This window comes from Umezawaea tangerina (assembly GCF_003002815.1).
GTDB lineage: Bacteria > Actinomycetota > Actinomycetes > Mycobacteriales > Pseudonocardiaceae > Umezawaea > Umezawaea tangerina.
The window spans coordinates 315,582-331,067 of the sequence record NZ_PVTF01000008.1 but is presented as its reverse complement, the minus strand read 5'-3'; the positions used below and the strand labels follow the sequence as shown (position 1 = coordinate 331,067).

The window sequence follows — 15,486 nt, the reverse complement described above, 5'->3', positions numbered from 1 at the left end:
CCGCAGAATCAGCGCCCTAAGCCGGTCACCTGCGGAAATGGGAGTCGCCCAGTGCGAGTGTTGTTGTCGACGTACGGATCGCGGGGGGACGTCGAGCCGCTGGTCGCGCTGGCGGTGGAGTTGCGGGTGCTTGGGGTGGAGGTGGTGGTGTGCGCGCCGCCGGACTTCGCCGAGCGGTTGGCGGGTGTCGGGGTGGGGTTCGTGCCGGTCGGGCCGTCGGCGAGCGCGTTGACGGTGGCGGCGCCGGCGCCGTCGTCGATTCCGGAGCGCGCGGCGCGGTTGGTCGCCGAGCAGTTCGAGGTGGTGGCCGGGGCGGCGCGCGGGTGTGACGCGATGGTGGTGACGGGGATGACGCCGACCGCGGCGGGGGCGCTGTCGGTGGCGGAGATGGTGGGTGTGCCCGCGGTGTCGGTGACGTTCCAGCAGCTCACCCTGCCCTCGCCGCACCGCGCACCGCTCGCCTACCCCGGTCGGGAGCTGCCGGTCGACGTGACCGACAACCGGGCGCTGTGGGACCTGGACGCCGAGAGCGTCGAGGAGCTGTTCGGCGAGGCGCTCAACTCGAGCCGGGTGGCGAACGGGATGGCGCCGGTGCGGGGCGTGCGCGACCACGTGATCGGCGACCGGCCGTGGCTGGCCACGGATCCGGTGCTGGACCCGTGGCGGGAGCCCGCGTACTTCGACGTCGTGCAGACCGGCGCGTGGGTCGTGCCGGACGAGCGCCCGCTGCCGGACGACCTGGTGGCGTTCCTGGACGCGGGGGCGCCGCCGGTGTACGTCGGGTTCGGCAGCATGCCGATGCATGGTTCGGCCGACGTCGCCCAGGACGCCGTCGAGGCTGTGCGGGCGGTGGGGCACCGCGTGGTGGTGCTGCGCGGTTGGGCCGGGTTGGCGCCGGTGGACCTGCGGGACGACTGCTTCGTGGTCGGCGAGGTGAACCAGCGGGCGCTGTTCGGTCGGGTGGCCGCGGTGGTGCACCACGGCGGTGCGGGCACCACGACGACGGCGACGCGGGCGGGTGCGCCGCAGGTCGTGGTCCCCCAGCTGGCGGACCAGCCGTACTGGGCGGGTCGGGTGGCCGACCTCGGCGTGGGCGTGGCGCACGACGGTCCGACGCCGACGGTCGGGTCGCTGACGGCCGCGCTCGCGAAGGTGCTGGCGGAGCGGACCCGCGAGCGGGCGGCCGCCGTCGCCGGCACGATCCGCACCGACGGGGCGGCGGTGGCCGCGAGGCTGCTCGTCGACCGGGAGCGGGTCACCGCGTGAAGGACACCGCAACGAACGCGATCGCAGTCCAACGGGGTGAGGGGCCTGTGTCGACCCAGGGGTACGAAGAGGAACTGCGGTCCGAGCGCGCCTACGTGGCCGGGCTGTACGCGCGGCTCGACGCCGAGCGCGCGCGGGTGAAGGACGAGTACACGTCGGCGCTGGGCGGCACCGGCGGGACGCCGATGGAACGCGACGTCCAGGTGCGCACGTCGGCCAGGGAGCTCAAGCGGCTGGACTTCGGGTCCAGCGGGCTGTGCTTCGGCCGGTTGGACGCCATCACCGGTGAGCGGTCCTACATCGGCCGGATCGGCCTGTTCGACGAGGAGCACGACTACGAGCCGGTGCTGCTGGACTGGCGGGCACCGGCCTCGCGGCCGTTCTACATCGCCACCGGGGCCTCGCCGGAGGGGATGCGGCGACGACGCCAGTTCCAGACCCGCGGCCGGCAGGTCGTCGACTTCACCGACGAGGTGCTCGGCCGCCCCGACGGCGTCGAACGGGGTGACGCGGCGCTGCTCGCGGCGGTCAACGCGCCGCGCGGCGAGGGCATGCGCGACATCGTGGCCACGATCCAGGCCGAGCAGGACGAGATCATCCGGCTCGACCACCCCGGTGTGCTGGTGATCGAGGGCGGTCCCGGCACCGGCAAGACCGTGGTGGCGCTGCACCGCGTCGCCTACCTGCTCTACACGCAGCGGGAGCGGATGGAACGGCACGGTGTGCTCGTGGTCGGGCCGAACCCGGCGTTCCTCGACCACATCGGCCGCGTCCTGCCGTCGCTGGGCGAGTCCGACGTGGTGTTCACGACCACCGGTGACCTCGTGCCGGGCCTGCGCGTCACCGCGGAGGACCCGCCGGAGGCCGCGCGGCTCAAGGGGTCGCTGAAGATCCTCGACGTGCTCGCGGCGGCGGTCGCCGACCGGCAGCGGTTGCCCGACGAGCCGCTGCCGGTGGGGCTGGGCGGTGTCACGGCGCGGATCGACGCCGCCACGGCCGAGTGGGCCAGGGACGAGGCGCGGGCCAGCGGGCTGCCGCACAACGAGGCCCGCGCGGTGTTCGCCGAGATCGTCACCTACGTGCTGACCGAGCGGGCGATCGGCCGGATCGGCAAGGGCTGGCTGAACCGGTCGGACAAGGCGGCGTGGGAGCGGATGCGGGCGGACCTGGTCAAGGAGCTGGCCGAGGAGGGTGCGTTCACCGCCGCGCTCGACGAGCTGTGGCCGGTGCTGACGCCGCAGGACCTGCTGGCACCGCTGTACTCCTCCCCCGAACGGCTGCGGGCGATCGGGGCGGACCCGGTGCTGGCGCGCGCCGACGGTGCCGCGTGGACGGTGTCGGACGTTCCGCTGCTCGACGAGCTGGTCGACCTGCTCGGCAGGCCGAGGACCGACGACCGGGCGGCCGAGCGGGAGCGCAGGGCGGCGGCCGCGCACGCCGCCGAGGTGCTGGACAGCCTGGTCGGCCGCCAGGACTCGATGGACGACGAGGACCACCTGTTCGCCACCGACCTGCTCTACGCCGAGGACCTCGCCGACCGGTTCGTCGAGCACGACACCCGCACCCTCGTCGAACGCGCCTCGGCGGACCGGGACTGGACCTACCGGCACGTCGTCGTGGACGAGGCGCAGGAGCTGTCCGAGATGGACTGGCGGGTGCTGATGCGCCGCTGCCCCGGTCGTTCCTTCACCGTGGTGGGCGACCTCGTGCAACGCCGGTCCGAGGCGGGTGCGAGGTCGTGGGGCTCGATGCTGGAGCGGTACGTGCCTGGGCGCTGGGTGTACCGGTCGCTGACGGTGAACTACCGCACCCCGGCCGAGATCATGGCCGTGGCGGCCGCCCTGCTGGCCGAGCTGGCGCCGGACGTGCGGCCGCCGGAGTCCGTGCGCGCGTGCGGTGTCCGGCCGTGGTCCCGGCGGGTCACCGACGACGGGCTCGCCGGTGCGATCGAGGAGTTCGTGCGGGACGAGGCGGGCCGCGAGGGCACCAGCGTCGTGATCGGGCCGCCCGACGTGCCGGGGGTGACGGCGGCGTCGGACACGAAGGGCCTGGAGTTCGACGCCGTGCTCGTCGTGGACCCGGACCGCATCCTGGCCGACGGTCCGCGCGGGCAGGCGGAGCTGTACGTGGCCCTCACCCGCGCCACCCAGCGCCTCGGCGTCCTGCACCGGCACCCGCTGCCCGGTGTGCTGACCGGGCTCGCCGACCGCGCGGCGGAACCGTCGTAGAGCCCGCCGGATGCCCGGACCTCCGCACCCCGAGGACCCCTGGGGGTGGGTGCGGAGGCCCGGACGCGCTCCCGGCCCGAAACCGGTCGGGCCACTCGGTCGGCCCGCGCATCCGGACGTTCGCGCCGACGCGCCGCGGGGATCGGTCCTCCGGCGCGACTCACACCATCGGGTCACGCGGGTAGGCGACTTCCACCGACGCGAGCACGGCGGGCCACCGGTCACCGTGGACAGGTGTTCGAACCGCTCTTGCTCACCGACATGACCCTGGCCGTCCTGGCGATCGCCGCCGCCCTCGCCCTCGCGGCCAGGGCGTCCGCCGACGGCCGTCCGCGCAGGCGCTGGCTGCTGGTCACCGCCGTCCTGGTGGCAGCGCGACTGGCGGTCGCCCTCCTGCTCCTCACCGGCGGTCCGGCGCTGGCCGACACCCGGCTGGTGGTGCAGGTCCCGCTGGCCGTCGTCCCGGTCGCCGTGGCGCTCTGGCGACCGGGGACGACGACCGTCCACGTGGGCGCGGCGGGGGTGCTGCTGTCGGTCTGGTGGTTCCTGCTGCCGTTCGGGCTCCAGGACACCGCGGTCGTCCTCGCCGGGTCCGCGGTGGCCCTGGGCGTGGTCACCGGCCTGTCCGTCGCGCTGGGCCGTTGGCGTGCGAAGGGCTCCCGTGCCTCGCGCGCACCTTGGCTGGCGACGGCGTTCCTGCTGGTCCCCGCGGTCTCGCTGGCCCTCGCCAGCCAGGCCAACGCGGTCCCCGAGGAGCACCACCACCCGACCTCAGGGGCCACGAGCGTCGACACGCTCACCGGCCCGCGCGACCGCGAGCCCGACGTCCGGATGACGCTGACCGCGGCCCACACCCAGGTGCGGCTGGACTCGGGCAGGACGGTCGACGCGCTCACCTTCAACGGCACCGCCCCCGGCCCGGAGATCCGCGCCAAGCAGGGCCAGCTCGTCGAGGTCACCCTGGTCAACACCGACGTCGACGAGGGCGTGACCGTGCACTGGCACGGCGTGGACGTGCCCAACGCCGAGGACGGCGTGGCGGGCGTGACGCAGGACGCCGTGCCACCGGGTCAGCGGCACGTCTACCGGTTCGTGCCCGACCGGCCGGGCACCTTCTGGTACCACACGCACCGCGACGCGCTGGGCACCGTGCAGCGCGGCCTGTTCGGACCGCTGGTCATCGAGGACGAGCAGCCGTTCACCGGGATCGAGCGCACGGTCTTCACCCACGAGTGGCCGGACGCGACCAGGCCGGTCGTGGCCCTCGACCGCTCGGACCAGCCCTCCCGGCAGGCCGCGCGGGCGGGTGAGGACGTCCGGCTGCGGCTGGTCAACAGCTCCAGGGAGCCCAAGCACGTCCGGGTCGGCGGTACCGGGGTGGCCGTCGCGGCCATCGACGGGAACGCGGTCCAGGGCGCGACCCCGCTGGAGGAGGGGACGGAGTTCCTGCTCCCCGCGGGCGGACGGCGCGACCTGGCGTTCACGATGCCGGACGGCCCGGTCACCGTGGCCGTCGCCGAGGCACCGGACTCCGCGGTGCTCACGTTCAGCCCCGACGGCAAGGCCGACCCGGCACCGCTGGTCGACGGGCCGCTGTTCGACCCGCTCGCCTACGGCTCGGGCGCGACGCCCGTCCCGGACGGCTTCGACCGGGACTACGACCTGCGGCTGGACGACGGGCTCGGGTTCAGCCAGGGGCGGTTCGGCTACGTCAGCAGCCTGATCAACGGCCGGCTGTACCCGGCGGTGCCCACGCTGACCGTCGCCGAGGGCGACCGGGTGCGGGTGCGCATCGCCAACCGCAGCGTCATCGACCACCCGATGCACCTGCACGGCCACCGCGTCCGGGTGCTGTCCCGCAACGGGACTCCCGCGAGCGGTTCCCCGTGGTGGACCGACACGCTCAACGTCGCGCCCGGCGAGGTGTACGAGGTCGCGTTCACCGCGGACAACCCCGGCATCTGGATGGACCACTGCCACAACTTCGAGCACGGCGCCGACGGCATGATCATGCACCTGGCCTACGTCGGCGTCAGTTCGCCGTACTCCGCGGCGCACCTGCCCGAGTGACGCGGGCTCGCTACCGTACGGGGCTATGCGGACGTCGGCCTCCCCCTCCGGTCCTCTCGTCGGCAGGCGGCAGGAGCTCCGGCGCGTCGACGAGCTGACCGGCGCGGCGCGCGGGGGCCGGGGCGGGGTGCTGGTGCTGCGCGGCGAGGCCGGCATCGGCAAGAGCGCGCTGCTGGACCACGCGCGGCGGACGTCGGGGTTCCGGGTGGTGCACGCGTCCGGGGCGGAGTTCGAGACGGAGCTGCCCTTCGCCGCCCTGCACCAGCTGTGCGTGCCGGTGCTGGAGCACCTGGTGGACCTGCCCGACCGGCACCGGGAGGCCCTGCGGATCGCTTTCGGGCTCGACACGGGGACGCCCGACCTGTTCCGGATCGGGCTGGCGACGCTGGAGCTGCTGGCGGCCGCGGCCCGCGACCGTCCGCTGCTGTGCGTGGTGGACGACGCGCACTGGCTGGACGCCGAGTCGGCGAAGGCGTTGGCGTTCCTGGCCAGGAGGGTCGCGGCCGAGCCGGTGGCCGTGCTGTTCGCGGTGCGGTCGCCCTGTCCGGCGGGCGGGTTGGACGAGCTGCCGGCGCTGGACGTGGAGGGGTTGGCGGACGCGGACGCGCGGGCGTTGCTGGCGGCGGCCGGTCACGTCACGCTGGACGAGCAGGTGCGCGACCGGATCATGGCCGAGGCGCGCGGGAACCCGTTGGCGTTGCTGGAGCTGCCGCGGGCGGGTGGGTTCGCGCCGCCCGACACGTCGTCGGCGCCGACCCGGATCGAACGCGGTTTCCGGGCCAGGCTTGAGGATCTGGACGCGGACGCGCGGCTGTTGCTGACCATCGCCAGTGCCGACCCGACCGGTGACCCCGGTCTGCTGTGGCCCGCCGCGGCCCGGCTGGGCGTCGAGGTGGCGACGGCGGGGGCGGCCGCCGCGTCCACCGGGCTGGTCGAGTTCGCCACCCGCGTCCGCTTCTGCCACCCGCTGGCCCGCTCGGCGGTCTACCGGGCCGCCGAGCCGCACGACCGCTTCGCGGCCCACCGGGTGCTGGCCGAGGTGACCGACCCGGTCGTGGACCCGGACCGGCGGGCCTGGCACCGCGCGCAGGCGGGCACCGGCCCCGACGACGACGTCGCCGCCGAGCTGGAGCGCTCCGCCTCCCGCGCCCTGTCCCGCGGCGGGGTGACGGCCGCGGCGGCGTTCATGGAACGCGCGGCCGCGTTGTCGCTGGACACCACCGACCGGGTCGAGCGGACGCTCGCGGCCGTGCGGGCGCACCTCGACGCGGGCGCCACCGACACGGCGGCGGCCCTGCTCACGACGGTGGAGAACGCGGTGCTGGACGAGCTCCAGCACGCCGCGGTCGACGTGCTGCGGGGCCGGATCGCCTTCGTGCGGCACAACGACGGCAACGGGCCGATGTTCATGCTGCGCGCCGGACGACGGCTGGAGGTGCTGGACCCGCGGCGGTCGCGGGAGACCTACCTGGACGCGCTCGAGATGGCGCTGGTCGTCGGCCGCGCGGGCGGGGTGCTGGACCAGGTCCTGGCCGCGGTGCGGTCCGCCGCGGACTCGGGGCGCTCCCCGGACGTGCTGGACGCGCTGGCCGTCCTGGCCGCGGACGGGCACCGGGCCGCGGTTCCGTTGCTGCGCCGGGTCCTCGACGGCGGCGAGAGTCCGATGTGGACGCGGCGGCCCGCGCTCGCGGTGATGATCGCGGGTGAGCTGTGGGACCCGCACACCCACGCCGCCATCGTCGAGTGGCTGCTCAAGAGCGGCCGCGAGTCCGGTTCCCCGCTCGTGCTGCGCCTTGGCCTCGCCCAGGTGGTCTCCAGCGGGGTGTGGACGGGCGACCTCGACCGGGCGATGGCCGCGGTCGCGGAGGAGGAGGCCATCGCCGACGCGGTCGGCGGGCCCGAGGTGTTCTACCACCGGCTGCAGCTGGCCGCGGTGCGCGGCCGCCGCGCGGAGGCCGTGGAGCTGTTCGCCAGGGCCACGAAGGCCGCGGCCGCGAGCGGTTCCGGGCAGCTGGTCGCCAACGTGCACTGGGCGTCGGCCGTGCTGCACAACGGTGTGGCCGACTACCCGACCGCGCTGGCCTCGGCCAGGCGGGCCACCGCGCACGGCGACCTGTTCCTGGCCGGGGGCTCGTTGCCGGAGCTGGTGGAGGCGGCGGTCCGGTGCGGGGAGACGGGGGCGGCGGTCGAGGCGCTGGAGTCGCTGACCGAACGCACCGAGGCGGGCGGAACCACGGCGGGGCTCGGCGTCGCCGCGTACGCGCGCGGGTTGGTGACCGGGGCGGAGGAGCACTACCGGGAGGCCGTGGACCTGTTGGAGGAGACCCCGTTGGTGCCCTACCGGGCCAGGGCCCACCTGCTGTACGGGGAGTGGCTGCGGCGGGAGGGGCGGCGCAAGGACTGCCGCACCCACCTGCGGACCGCGCACGAGCTGTTGTCGGACATCGGGATGGAGGCGTTCGCCCGGCGCGCGGCCGACGAGCTGCGGGCCACCGGCGAGAAGGTCCGCGGCCGGTCCGGGGACGGCTACGACCAGCTGACGATGCAGGAGCTGTTCATCGCCAGGCAGGTGGCCACCGGGGCCACGTCCAACGAGGTGGCGGCGCGGCTGTTCCTGAGCCCGCGGACGGTGGACGCCCACCTGCGCAACATCTTCCGCAAGCTGGGGATCACGTCCCGCAGGCAGCTCCGGGGGCGGGCGGAGCTGGAGGGCTGAGCGCCCGATCTACGTAGGTACCACCGATGCCGGGACACCTCGCCGCGCGGGAGCGTGGGGCACGGCCGCCACGGAGGCGGAGCCCCACGAGGGAAGGAAAGCCATGGCGAACGCAGTCACCGTCGACGCCCCCAGCGCGCTCGCGGACCGGATCGGGCGGGGGTTGCTGGCGGCGTGCTCGGTCGCGACCGCCGCCGCGTTCGCGGGCGGGATCAAGCTGGTCACCGAGGTGTCCGACGAGCGGGTGCTGACCGAGGCGTGGCGGACGTTCGCCTACATCGTGTTCGCGGGGATGTGGGCGATGCTGGCCGTCGCGCCGCGCGCGCAGCGGGGCGTGTGGGAGCTGCTGCTGGTGCAGAAGTCCGCGATCACCGTGTTCGCCCTGGTGTTCTTCGACCTGCCCGACGCGAAGCAGACCTTCTTCGTCGACTGCAGCCTGGTCGTGGCGACCGTGGTCGCCCTCGTCCTGTGCAAGGGCTGGCACGGGTGGCGGCGCGGCGGTCAGAACCTCAGGTCCGCGGTGTAGTACGGCGAGAGCTGGCACCCCCTGCGGCGCTTGGCGTCCAGGGTTCCGTAGCCGTAGGCGAGCAGCTCCACGCCGCGCGCGGGCGCCAGCTCGATGGGCTGGTAGAACATGCAGGAGAAGTAGCCGTAGGACGCGTCGGGCTCGCTGTAGTCGGAGCCGATCAGCATGACCGTCCACTCCGGACCGTCCTGGATGAACAGGCTGAAGCTGAGCAGCTTGTCGCCGTCGGAGACGGTGAAGACGGTGATGTCCTCGGGTGCCACGTGCTCGCGGATGCCGTCGAAGATGGCGGCCTGGTCGGCGCGGTCGACCTTGCCGTCGTACTTCTCGATGAGGCGGCAGCGCAGGTCCAGCAGCTCGGGTTCGTCGGCGGCCATCGGGCGGTGGGCGCGGACGAGCCCGCGCTCGTCCATCCGGTTGATCTCGCGCTTGGCCTCGTCGCGGTACTTCTTCGGCAACGTGCGCAGGTAGCCGCCGAAGTCGGTCCAGGTGACGGCCATGTCGCAGCGCTCGCCCTTGCGGTGCACGCCGAACCCGGCCTTGGCGAGCTCGTCCACCAGCGGCCGGGCGCGGGGCGTGAGGTAGAGCAGGGCGATCGAGGCGATGCCGCCGGTCTTGGCCCACGCCACCAGCTCGGCCACGAACCGGCGCAGCACCTCGGGGTCCTCGGCGCCGGGACCCGCCTGGTAGGTGGCGTAGTTGGGGTACATCAGCACCAGGCACGGGTGGACCTCGGCGGGGTCGAGGTCCGTCGGCCACGGGTGCTCGTCCTCGGTGAACAACCCGAGGTGCGCCGTGCGGCCGGTGAGGATGTGGTAGGCGTCGCGCCGGGGCACGGCGGCGGGCTCGGGCAGGACGGTGCCGCCCATGGCGACCAGGCACGTGCCGTCCTCGTCGCGCAGGGCGAACGTGCTGTACGGGCCGGGGTACCAGGACTGGCCGAAGCGGACCCAGCGGCCGCGACCGGCCGCGGGGCCGTCGCCTGCCACCGCGTCCCAGTCGTCGGGCAGGCCGGGCGTCACCAGGAGCTCGGTCATCACACGTCCACCACGTACGCGCTGAGGTCCTGGGGCACGAGGCCGTGGCGCATCTTGAACTCGCCGTTGCGCCGCCCCGCCTCCAGCGTCGGCAGGCCGAGCTCGTAGCCGAGCCGCATGAAGGAACCCCACATCAGGTAGTACGGGCTGAACGTCAGCTTCGTCTCGCGGTCGTACCCCAGCGCCCATGCGTGCAGCCGGGTGTCGTCGACGAACAGGATCGCGAAGCCCAGCAGCTTCTCGTCCAGCGCGATCTCGATGATCCACGCGGTCGGGGTCTCGGCGAGGAACTTCGCGAGCTTCTCCGCGTCGTAGTAGCCGGGCGACCCGACCCGGTCCATGGTCGTCAGCAGCAGGTTCAGCTTCGACACCTGCTCGTCGGGACCGGCGTGCCGGGTGGTGATCCGCACCCCCGCCTCGGTGCCGCGCCGCCAGTGCCGCTGGTACTCGCGGCGGTTGGTGGGCTTGATCGACTCGATCACGCCCTCCTCGCTGCCGTACTTGGCCAGGTCGAGCCAGTACCGGGTGTCCAGGTGGACGCCCTTCACCCCGGCGGTCTCCAGCGCCACCGCGCTGGGCGAGCCCTCGGCGACGTTGATGAACCCGGTGCGCGCCAAGCCCAGCGACGCGGCCACCTCGCGCATGGCCGCCAGCAGCTCGGTGGCGATCTCCGGGGTCGCCTCCGCCGCGACCAGCCGGGTGTCCGAGCAGTGCCAGACCTGGCTGAGCAGCGCGTGCTCGCCGGGGCCGAGGCCGAGCGCGCCCAGCGGGTCGCCCTGCACGAAGCACGGCGCGAACGCCACCACCTCGTCGGCGTCGTCGAGCAGCTCGACGTAGTAGTTGCCGTGCACGGCCTGGATCGGGAAGCGCTCGTAGGCGCGCATGAACTCGGTGCTGTAGTTCATGTTCGCGCCCGCCGCCTTGACCACCGCGGCCGTGCCGGGGCTCAGGTCGTCGACGCTGCGCACCACCCGGCGCCGGTAAGCGCCGCTAGTAAGTGGCGAAGTACTCACTGTGCTCCCATTCGGTGACCTCGTCGTCCCGCACCGCACCGCCGCCGGTGCGCCACTCGTCGTACCTGGCCTGCTCGCTGGTCTTCATCAGCCGCAGCGCCTCGTGCAGGGCCCCGCCCAGCGTAACGCGGTAATGATCACTCGCGGTGAAGCCCTCCAGGGCCTCGACGAGCGTCGTGGGCAGCGGCAGCGCCTCCGGGCTGTGCGGGTCGCCGGCGGGCGGACCCGGTTTGAGCTGGTTGTCCACGCCGTCCACGCCCGCGCTGACCTGGCTGGCCAGGTAGAGGTACGGGTTGGCCGACGGCTCGCCGATGCGGTTCTCCACGTGGCTGCCGGGGTCTCCGTTCGCCCCGAGCACCCGCAGGAACGCGCCGCGGTTCTCCGTCGACCAGGCGATCCGGTCGGGCGACAGGCTGAACCCGGTCCGCATCCGCCGGTAGCCGTTGATCGTCGGCACGCACAGCAGGCTCGCCGCGGGGGCGTGCTCCAGCAGCCCGCCGAGGTAGGCCATCCCCAGCTCCGAGAGCACGTCCGCGCCCGGTTCGGCGACGAACAGGTTGCGGCCGGTCGCGCGGTCGGCCAGCGACTGGTGCAGGTGCCAGCCGCTGGGGTCGAACCCCGGCAGGCCGGGCAGTGCCATGAACGACGCGTGGTGGCCGCCGCGGGCGAGCACCTGCTTGGTGACGGTGCGGAACAGCAGCATCGCGTCGGCGGCGTCCAGTCCGTCCATCGGGCTGAAGGTGAACTCCAGCTGCCCCGGCCCCGACTCGTGCTCGACGGTCCTGATCGGCAGGCCCAGCGCCAGCAGGGCGTCGATCACCGGGTCGATCACCGGCATCACGGCGTCCAGCAGCGAGTCGGAGTTGAACTGGTAGCCGCCGTTGACGTGCTCCACCGCGGGCGGCCCGCCCTGGACGCCGAACCCGCCGGGCCGGGCGAGCGGGTCCCCGGTCTTCTTCGTGAGGTACCACTCGACCTCCAGCCCGACCACGTAGCTCAGGCCGCGGGCGGCGAGCTGGTCGCACTGGCGCTTGAGCACGGCCCGTCCGGACAGCGGGTGCGGTGAGCCGTCGCGCAGGTGCTCGTCGCCGATCACCCAGCCGGTGGGGCGGCCGGTGTGCGGCAGGACGCGGAACGTGCGCGGGTCCGGCACCACGATGAAGTCGCCCGCCCCCGTCAGCTCGGGGATGCCGATCCCGCCGCCCTCGGCGAAGAAGTCGACGGCGACGGCGTGCCCGGTGTCGAAGACGAACGGGCCGGGGCTGAAGTCCATGCCGTTGCGCAGGACCGTGCGGAACACCTCCGTGCTCACGGTCTTGGAGCGCGCGATGCCGTGCGGGTCGCCGTAGACGACCCGGACGAAGTCCACCGAGTCCAGCCGGGCCTCTACCTCGGTGGCCGCGGCCTTCTGCTCGTCGTCCCACAACCCGTGGCGGGCGACGAAGTCCGTCTGCCCCGCCGCTTGCGCCAGGTAGCTGTCGCTGTTCACCGCTGTTCCTTTCCGAGGTGCTGCCGGTGCCACGGGCGGGCGTTCCCGAACCGTTCGGCGACGTCGAGGACGAGGTCGTCCTCGTGCCGTCGGCCCGCGAGGTGCAGCCCGACGGGCAGGCCCGCCGCGGTGAGCCCCGCCGGGACGGAGACCGCGGGCTGGCCGGTGAGGTTGAACGGGTAGGCGGCGCGGCACCACGCCAGCCAGTCGAGGTCGTCGCCGTCGTCGGGCCGCCACCGGTCGACGGCGAACGGCTCGACCCACGCGGTGGGCGAGGCGAGCACGTCGAAGCGCTCCATCAGCGCGTCGACCCGTTGGACGAGCCGCTGCCGTTCGGTCAGGGCGTGCGCGAGGTCGGCGGCGCCCAGCCGCCGTCCGTGCTCGACCACGCGCAGCCGGAAGGGGTCGGACAGCGCGTCGTCCCGCGGCCGCTGGCCCGCGTCGAACGCGGCGAGGATGGTCACCAGGTGGGGGTAGGGGTCGGCGAAGGGCAGGTCGACCTCGGCGACGTCGCCGAGCGCCGCCGCCGCGTCCCGCGCGATGGCCGCCACCTCGCCCGGTGCGCCGGTCTCGTCCGGCCAGCGCAGCCACGCCACCCGCACGCGGTCCGGTGTGGGACGCCGGGGCGGTCGGGGCACCGACAGCGGGTCGTCGGGGTGCGGTCCGGCGATCGCGTCGGCGACCAGCCGCGCCGTGGCCACGTCACGGGCCAGCGGCCCGAGGTGGGACAGGCCCTCCGGGCTCAGCGGCGCGTACGGCACGTGCCCGAAGGTCGGTTTGTAGCCGACCACCCCGCAGAACGCCGCCGGGATCCGGATCGACCCGGCGCCGTCGGTGCCCAGTGCGGCGACGCCGATCCCGGCGGCCACGGCCGCCGCGGCTCCCCCGCTGGACCCGCCCGCGCTGCGGGTGAGGTCCCACGGGTTGGCCACCGGCTCGGTGAGCCGGTTGACGGTGCCCGCGCTCCAGCCGAACTCGGAGGTGGCCGTCTTGCCGAGCAGGGCCGCACCCGCCTCGCGCAGCCGGGTCACGGCGGGCGCGTCCTGCTCCGGCACCCAGTCGGCGCGCAGCAGCGACCCGCGGGTCGTGCGCACGCCCGCGGTGGGCGTCAGGTCCTTGACCGACACGGGCAGGCCCAGCAGCGGTCGCCCGTGCCAGGCCTCCTCCCCGTGCTCCAGGATCAGCCGTTCCGCCTCCGCGGCCTGGGCCATGGCCAGGTCGGCGGTGACGGTCGTGAAGGCGTGCAGCTCCGGTTGGGACTCCTCCAGCAGGTCGAGCGTCGCGCGGACGTGCTCGGTCGGGGACAGCTCCTTGGTCGAGTAGCAGGCGCGCAGTTCGGCCGCGCTCGCGTGGCGCGGGTCAACCATGGAACCTCTCGTACCAGCTCTTGCCGAAGTCGACGACCTTCGGCTCGTGCGCGGACATCGCCTGGTAGAGCTGCTTGAGCAGCAGTGCCGTGGCGATGGCGCCGCGCAGCTCCCCCACCGTGAACGCGGGCAGGGAGGTGCGCATGAGCCGCAGGTCGTAGAGACCGGGCAGCGCGCGGCCGTCGTAGTCGATGCCGAACGGGACGCGGATGGCGTACCGGACGCCGAAGGCCACGTGCCCGGTGTGGTGCTGGTCGGACCACGACGCCACGTCCGGCATGGTGGGCGCGAAGAACCAGTCGTCCCGGCCGGGCTCGCGTTCGACCACGCCCAGCGTCGAGGGCAGGTAGTGCCAGGTGTTGAACCGCATCCGGGCGCTGTAGGCGGACAGCGCCCGCGTCAGGCCCGGCGTGAACTCGCGGAACCGCTCCACGAACGCCTGCCTGGGCGCGACGCAGCAGTAGAAGTCCCCGGTGCCCAGCCCGAGCGGGTCGACCTCGTGCTCGGTGCGCAGCGGGTCGAACGTCTGCGGGCCCCTGCTCATCGCCACGTCGGCGTCGAAGGCCTCGGCGGCCGTGGTCACGAACGCGTGCAGGACCGACTCGAACGCCGTGGTGAACCCCTCGGGCGCGGGCGCGGTCACCAGGCGCGAGGCCAGGTCGGTGAACAGCGGTGCCAGGTCGGTGATCCGGGTGTCGACGGGCGAGTCGACCCCGAGGACCTCTGCTAATCGGGCCATCACGGCCTCCGGCGCGTCGCCGAGCACCGCCGGGGTGGGCAGCAGGTGCTCGGACTTGTGCAGGTTGAGGCCGTTGATCACGCGGTAGGGCGTCGAGTCGCCGCCGCCGACGGTCTCCTTGCGCAGCGCGGCGCACCGGACGGCGAGCTCCTCCAGCCGCCGCAGGTCGGTCCCGCCCGGCAGCGGTGCCCCGCCGTAGGTGCCGATGCGCTCGACCAGGAAGTCGCGCAGCGCCTCCGGGTCGAGCTGGGTGCCGTTGAACTCCTCCAGCCGCACCGGCGGCCCGGACACCAGCAGGACGTCGGCGCACGCCACGAAGCAGGCGTCCACCGGGGCCCAGTCCGCGACCGGGGTGGCGCGCAGCCGGTTGAACAGCGACCGGGCGTGCGTCGCGGACAGCGACTTCCCCGGCAGGGTCCCGAACTTGGTCAGGTTGGTGTACACGCGCTCGTCGACGTAGATCACCACGGGTGCCATGTGCACCACGGCGTGCTCGATCCGCTTGAGCCGCGCGTGGACCTCCGCCTCCGGCTGGGCGACCAGCTCGGCGTGCAGCGCGGCGATGCCCCGCGCGGTCCGGTCGTGCTCGGCCCGCGCCCGCGCCTTCACGTCGGTGGGGTCGACGTCGCCCCACCGCACCGCGCCGAGCGGGAACGCGTCCTCGGGGCCCTCGGCCCCGTCGAGCCGCACCGCGAGCCTGCCGGTGCGGGTGAGGAACAGCCGGTCGTCGGCGTCGTCGACGTCGTCGGCGTCCAGGTGGATCCCCGGACCCCGCAACAGCTCCACGACCACCCGGTCCGCGGCGGTGAGCGCCGCCGACCCGATGTCCTCGCCGAGACGGCCGTCCAGGGTCAGCGCGATCTTCGTGACCACGGCGACGTCCCGCGACGACCGCGCGACCTGCGCGACGTCGGCGACCAGTTCGGTGAACCCTTCGGACTTGAGCGAGACCACAGCTCCCCTTCCCGTGGCTGGCATCCACCGGCTCGATCAGGGGAGGCCGACCCGTTGACGAACGACAGGTGGGACAAGACG

Annotated in this window: 10 protein-coding genes; 5 read left to right on the top strand and 5 right to left on the bottom strand. The window is 74.0% G+C overall.

Going from position 1 to position 15,486, the window contains the following annotated elements:
* Nucleotides 1-51: 51 nt before the first annotated feature.
* The 5 genes from CLV43_RS26960 to CLV43_RS26940 all read left to right on the top strand — a co-directional run bounded on the left by CLV43_RS26960 (nt 52) and on the right by CLV43_RS26940 (nt 8,806).
* Nucleotides 52-1,266, top strand: a complete 1,215-nt coding sequence (locus tag CLV43_RS26960) for a glycosyltransferase (protein ID WP_106190220.1) — start codon at nt 52-54, stop codon at nt 1,264-1,266.
* Nucleotides 1,267-1,313: 47 nt separating this feature from the next.
* The gene (gene helR, locus CLV43_RS26955) at nt 1,314-3,494 is read left to right on the top strand and encodes an RNA polymerase recycling motor ATPase HelR (RefSeq protein WP_211304569.1); all 2,181 of its coding nucleotides are present in this window, start codon (nt 1,314-1,316) and stop codon (nt 3,492-3,494) included.
* 234 nt (nt 3,495-3,728) lie between these two features.
* Nucleotides 3,729-5,564, top strand: coding sequence for a multicopper oxidase family protein (locus CLV43_RS26950; RefSeq protein WP_106190218.1), 1,836 nt, complete (start codon nt 3,729-3,731; stop codon nt 5,562-5,564).
* Between the two features lie 25 nt (nt 5,565-5,589).
* Nucleotides 5,590-8,280 carry an AAA family ATPase gene (locus tag CLV43_RS26945; protein ID WP_106190216.1) on the top strand — a complete coding sequence of 897 codons (2,691 nt, stop codon included), beginning with the start codon at nt 5,590-5,592 and terminating at the stop codon, nt 8,278-8,280.
* 103 nt (nt 8,281-8,383) lie between these two features.
* Entirely contained in the window at nt 8,384-8,806 is a 423-nt protein-coding gene (locus CLV43_RS26940; RefSeq protein ID WP_106190215.1) for a hypothetical protein, read from the top strand.
* Here CLV43_RS26940 and CLV43_RS26935 read toward each other — a convergent pair.
* From CLV43_RS26935 to CLV43_RS26915, 5 genes are read right to left on the bottom strand one after another with little or no spacing between them, the layout of a single operon-like run.
* A complete protein-coding gene (locus tag CLV43_RS26935) occupies nt 8,782-9,843 on the bottom strand; it encodes a GNAT family N-acetyltransferase (RefSeq protein ID WP_106190213.1) in 1,062 nt (353 codons plus the stop codon). The genes CLV43_RS26940 and CLV43_RS26935 overlap by 25 nt on opposite strands.
* Complete coding sequence (locus CLV43_RS26930) at nt 9,843-10,814, bottom strand: GNAT family N-acetyltransferase (protein WP_146174913.1); 972 nt, start codon at nt 10,812-10,814, stop codon at nt 9,843-9,845. The genes CLV43_RS26935 and CLV43_RS26930 overlap by 1 nt, the downstream gene beginning before the upstream one ends.
* Before the next feature lie 19 nt (nt 10,815-10,833).
* Nucleotides 10,834-12,345 carry a glutamine synthetase family protein gene (locus tag CLV43_RS26925; protein WP_106190210.1) on the bottom strand — a complete coding sequence of 504 codons (1,512 nt, stop codon included), beginning with the start codon at nt 12,343-12,345 and terminating at the stop codon, nt 10,834-10,836.
* Nucleotides 12,342-13,712, bottom strand: coding sequence for an amidase (locus tag CLV43_RS26920; protein ID WP_106190208.1), 1,371 nt, complete (start codon nt 13,710-13,712; stop codon nt 12,342-12,344). The genes CLV43_RS26925 and CLV43_RS26920 overlap by 4 nt, the downstream gene beginning before the upstream one ends.
* Nucleotides 13,705-15,429, bottom strand: coding sequence for a hypothetical protein (locus tag CLV43_RS26915; protein WP_146174912.1), 1,725 nt, complete (start codon nt 15,427-15,429; stop codon nt 13,705-13,707). The genes CLV43_RS26920 and CLV43_RS26915 overlap by 8 nt, the downstream gene beginning before the upstream one ends.
* Nucleotides 15,430-15,486 lie beyond the last annotated feature (57 nt).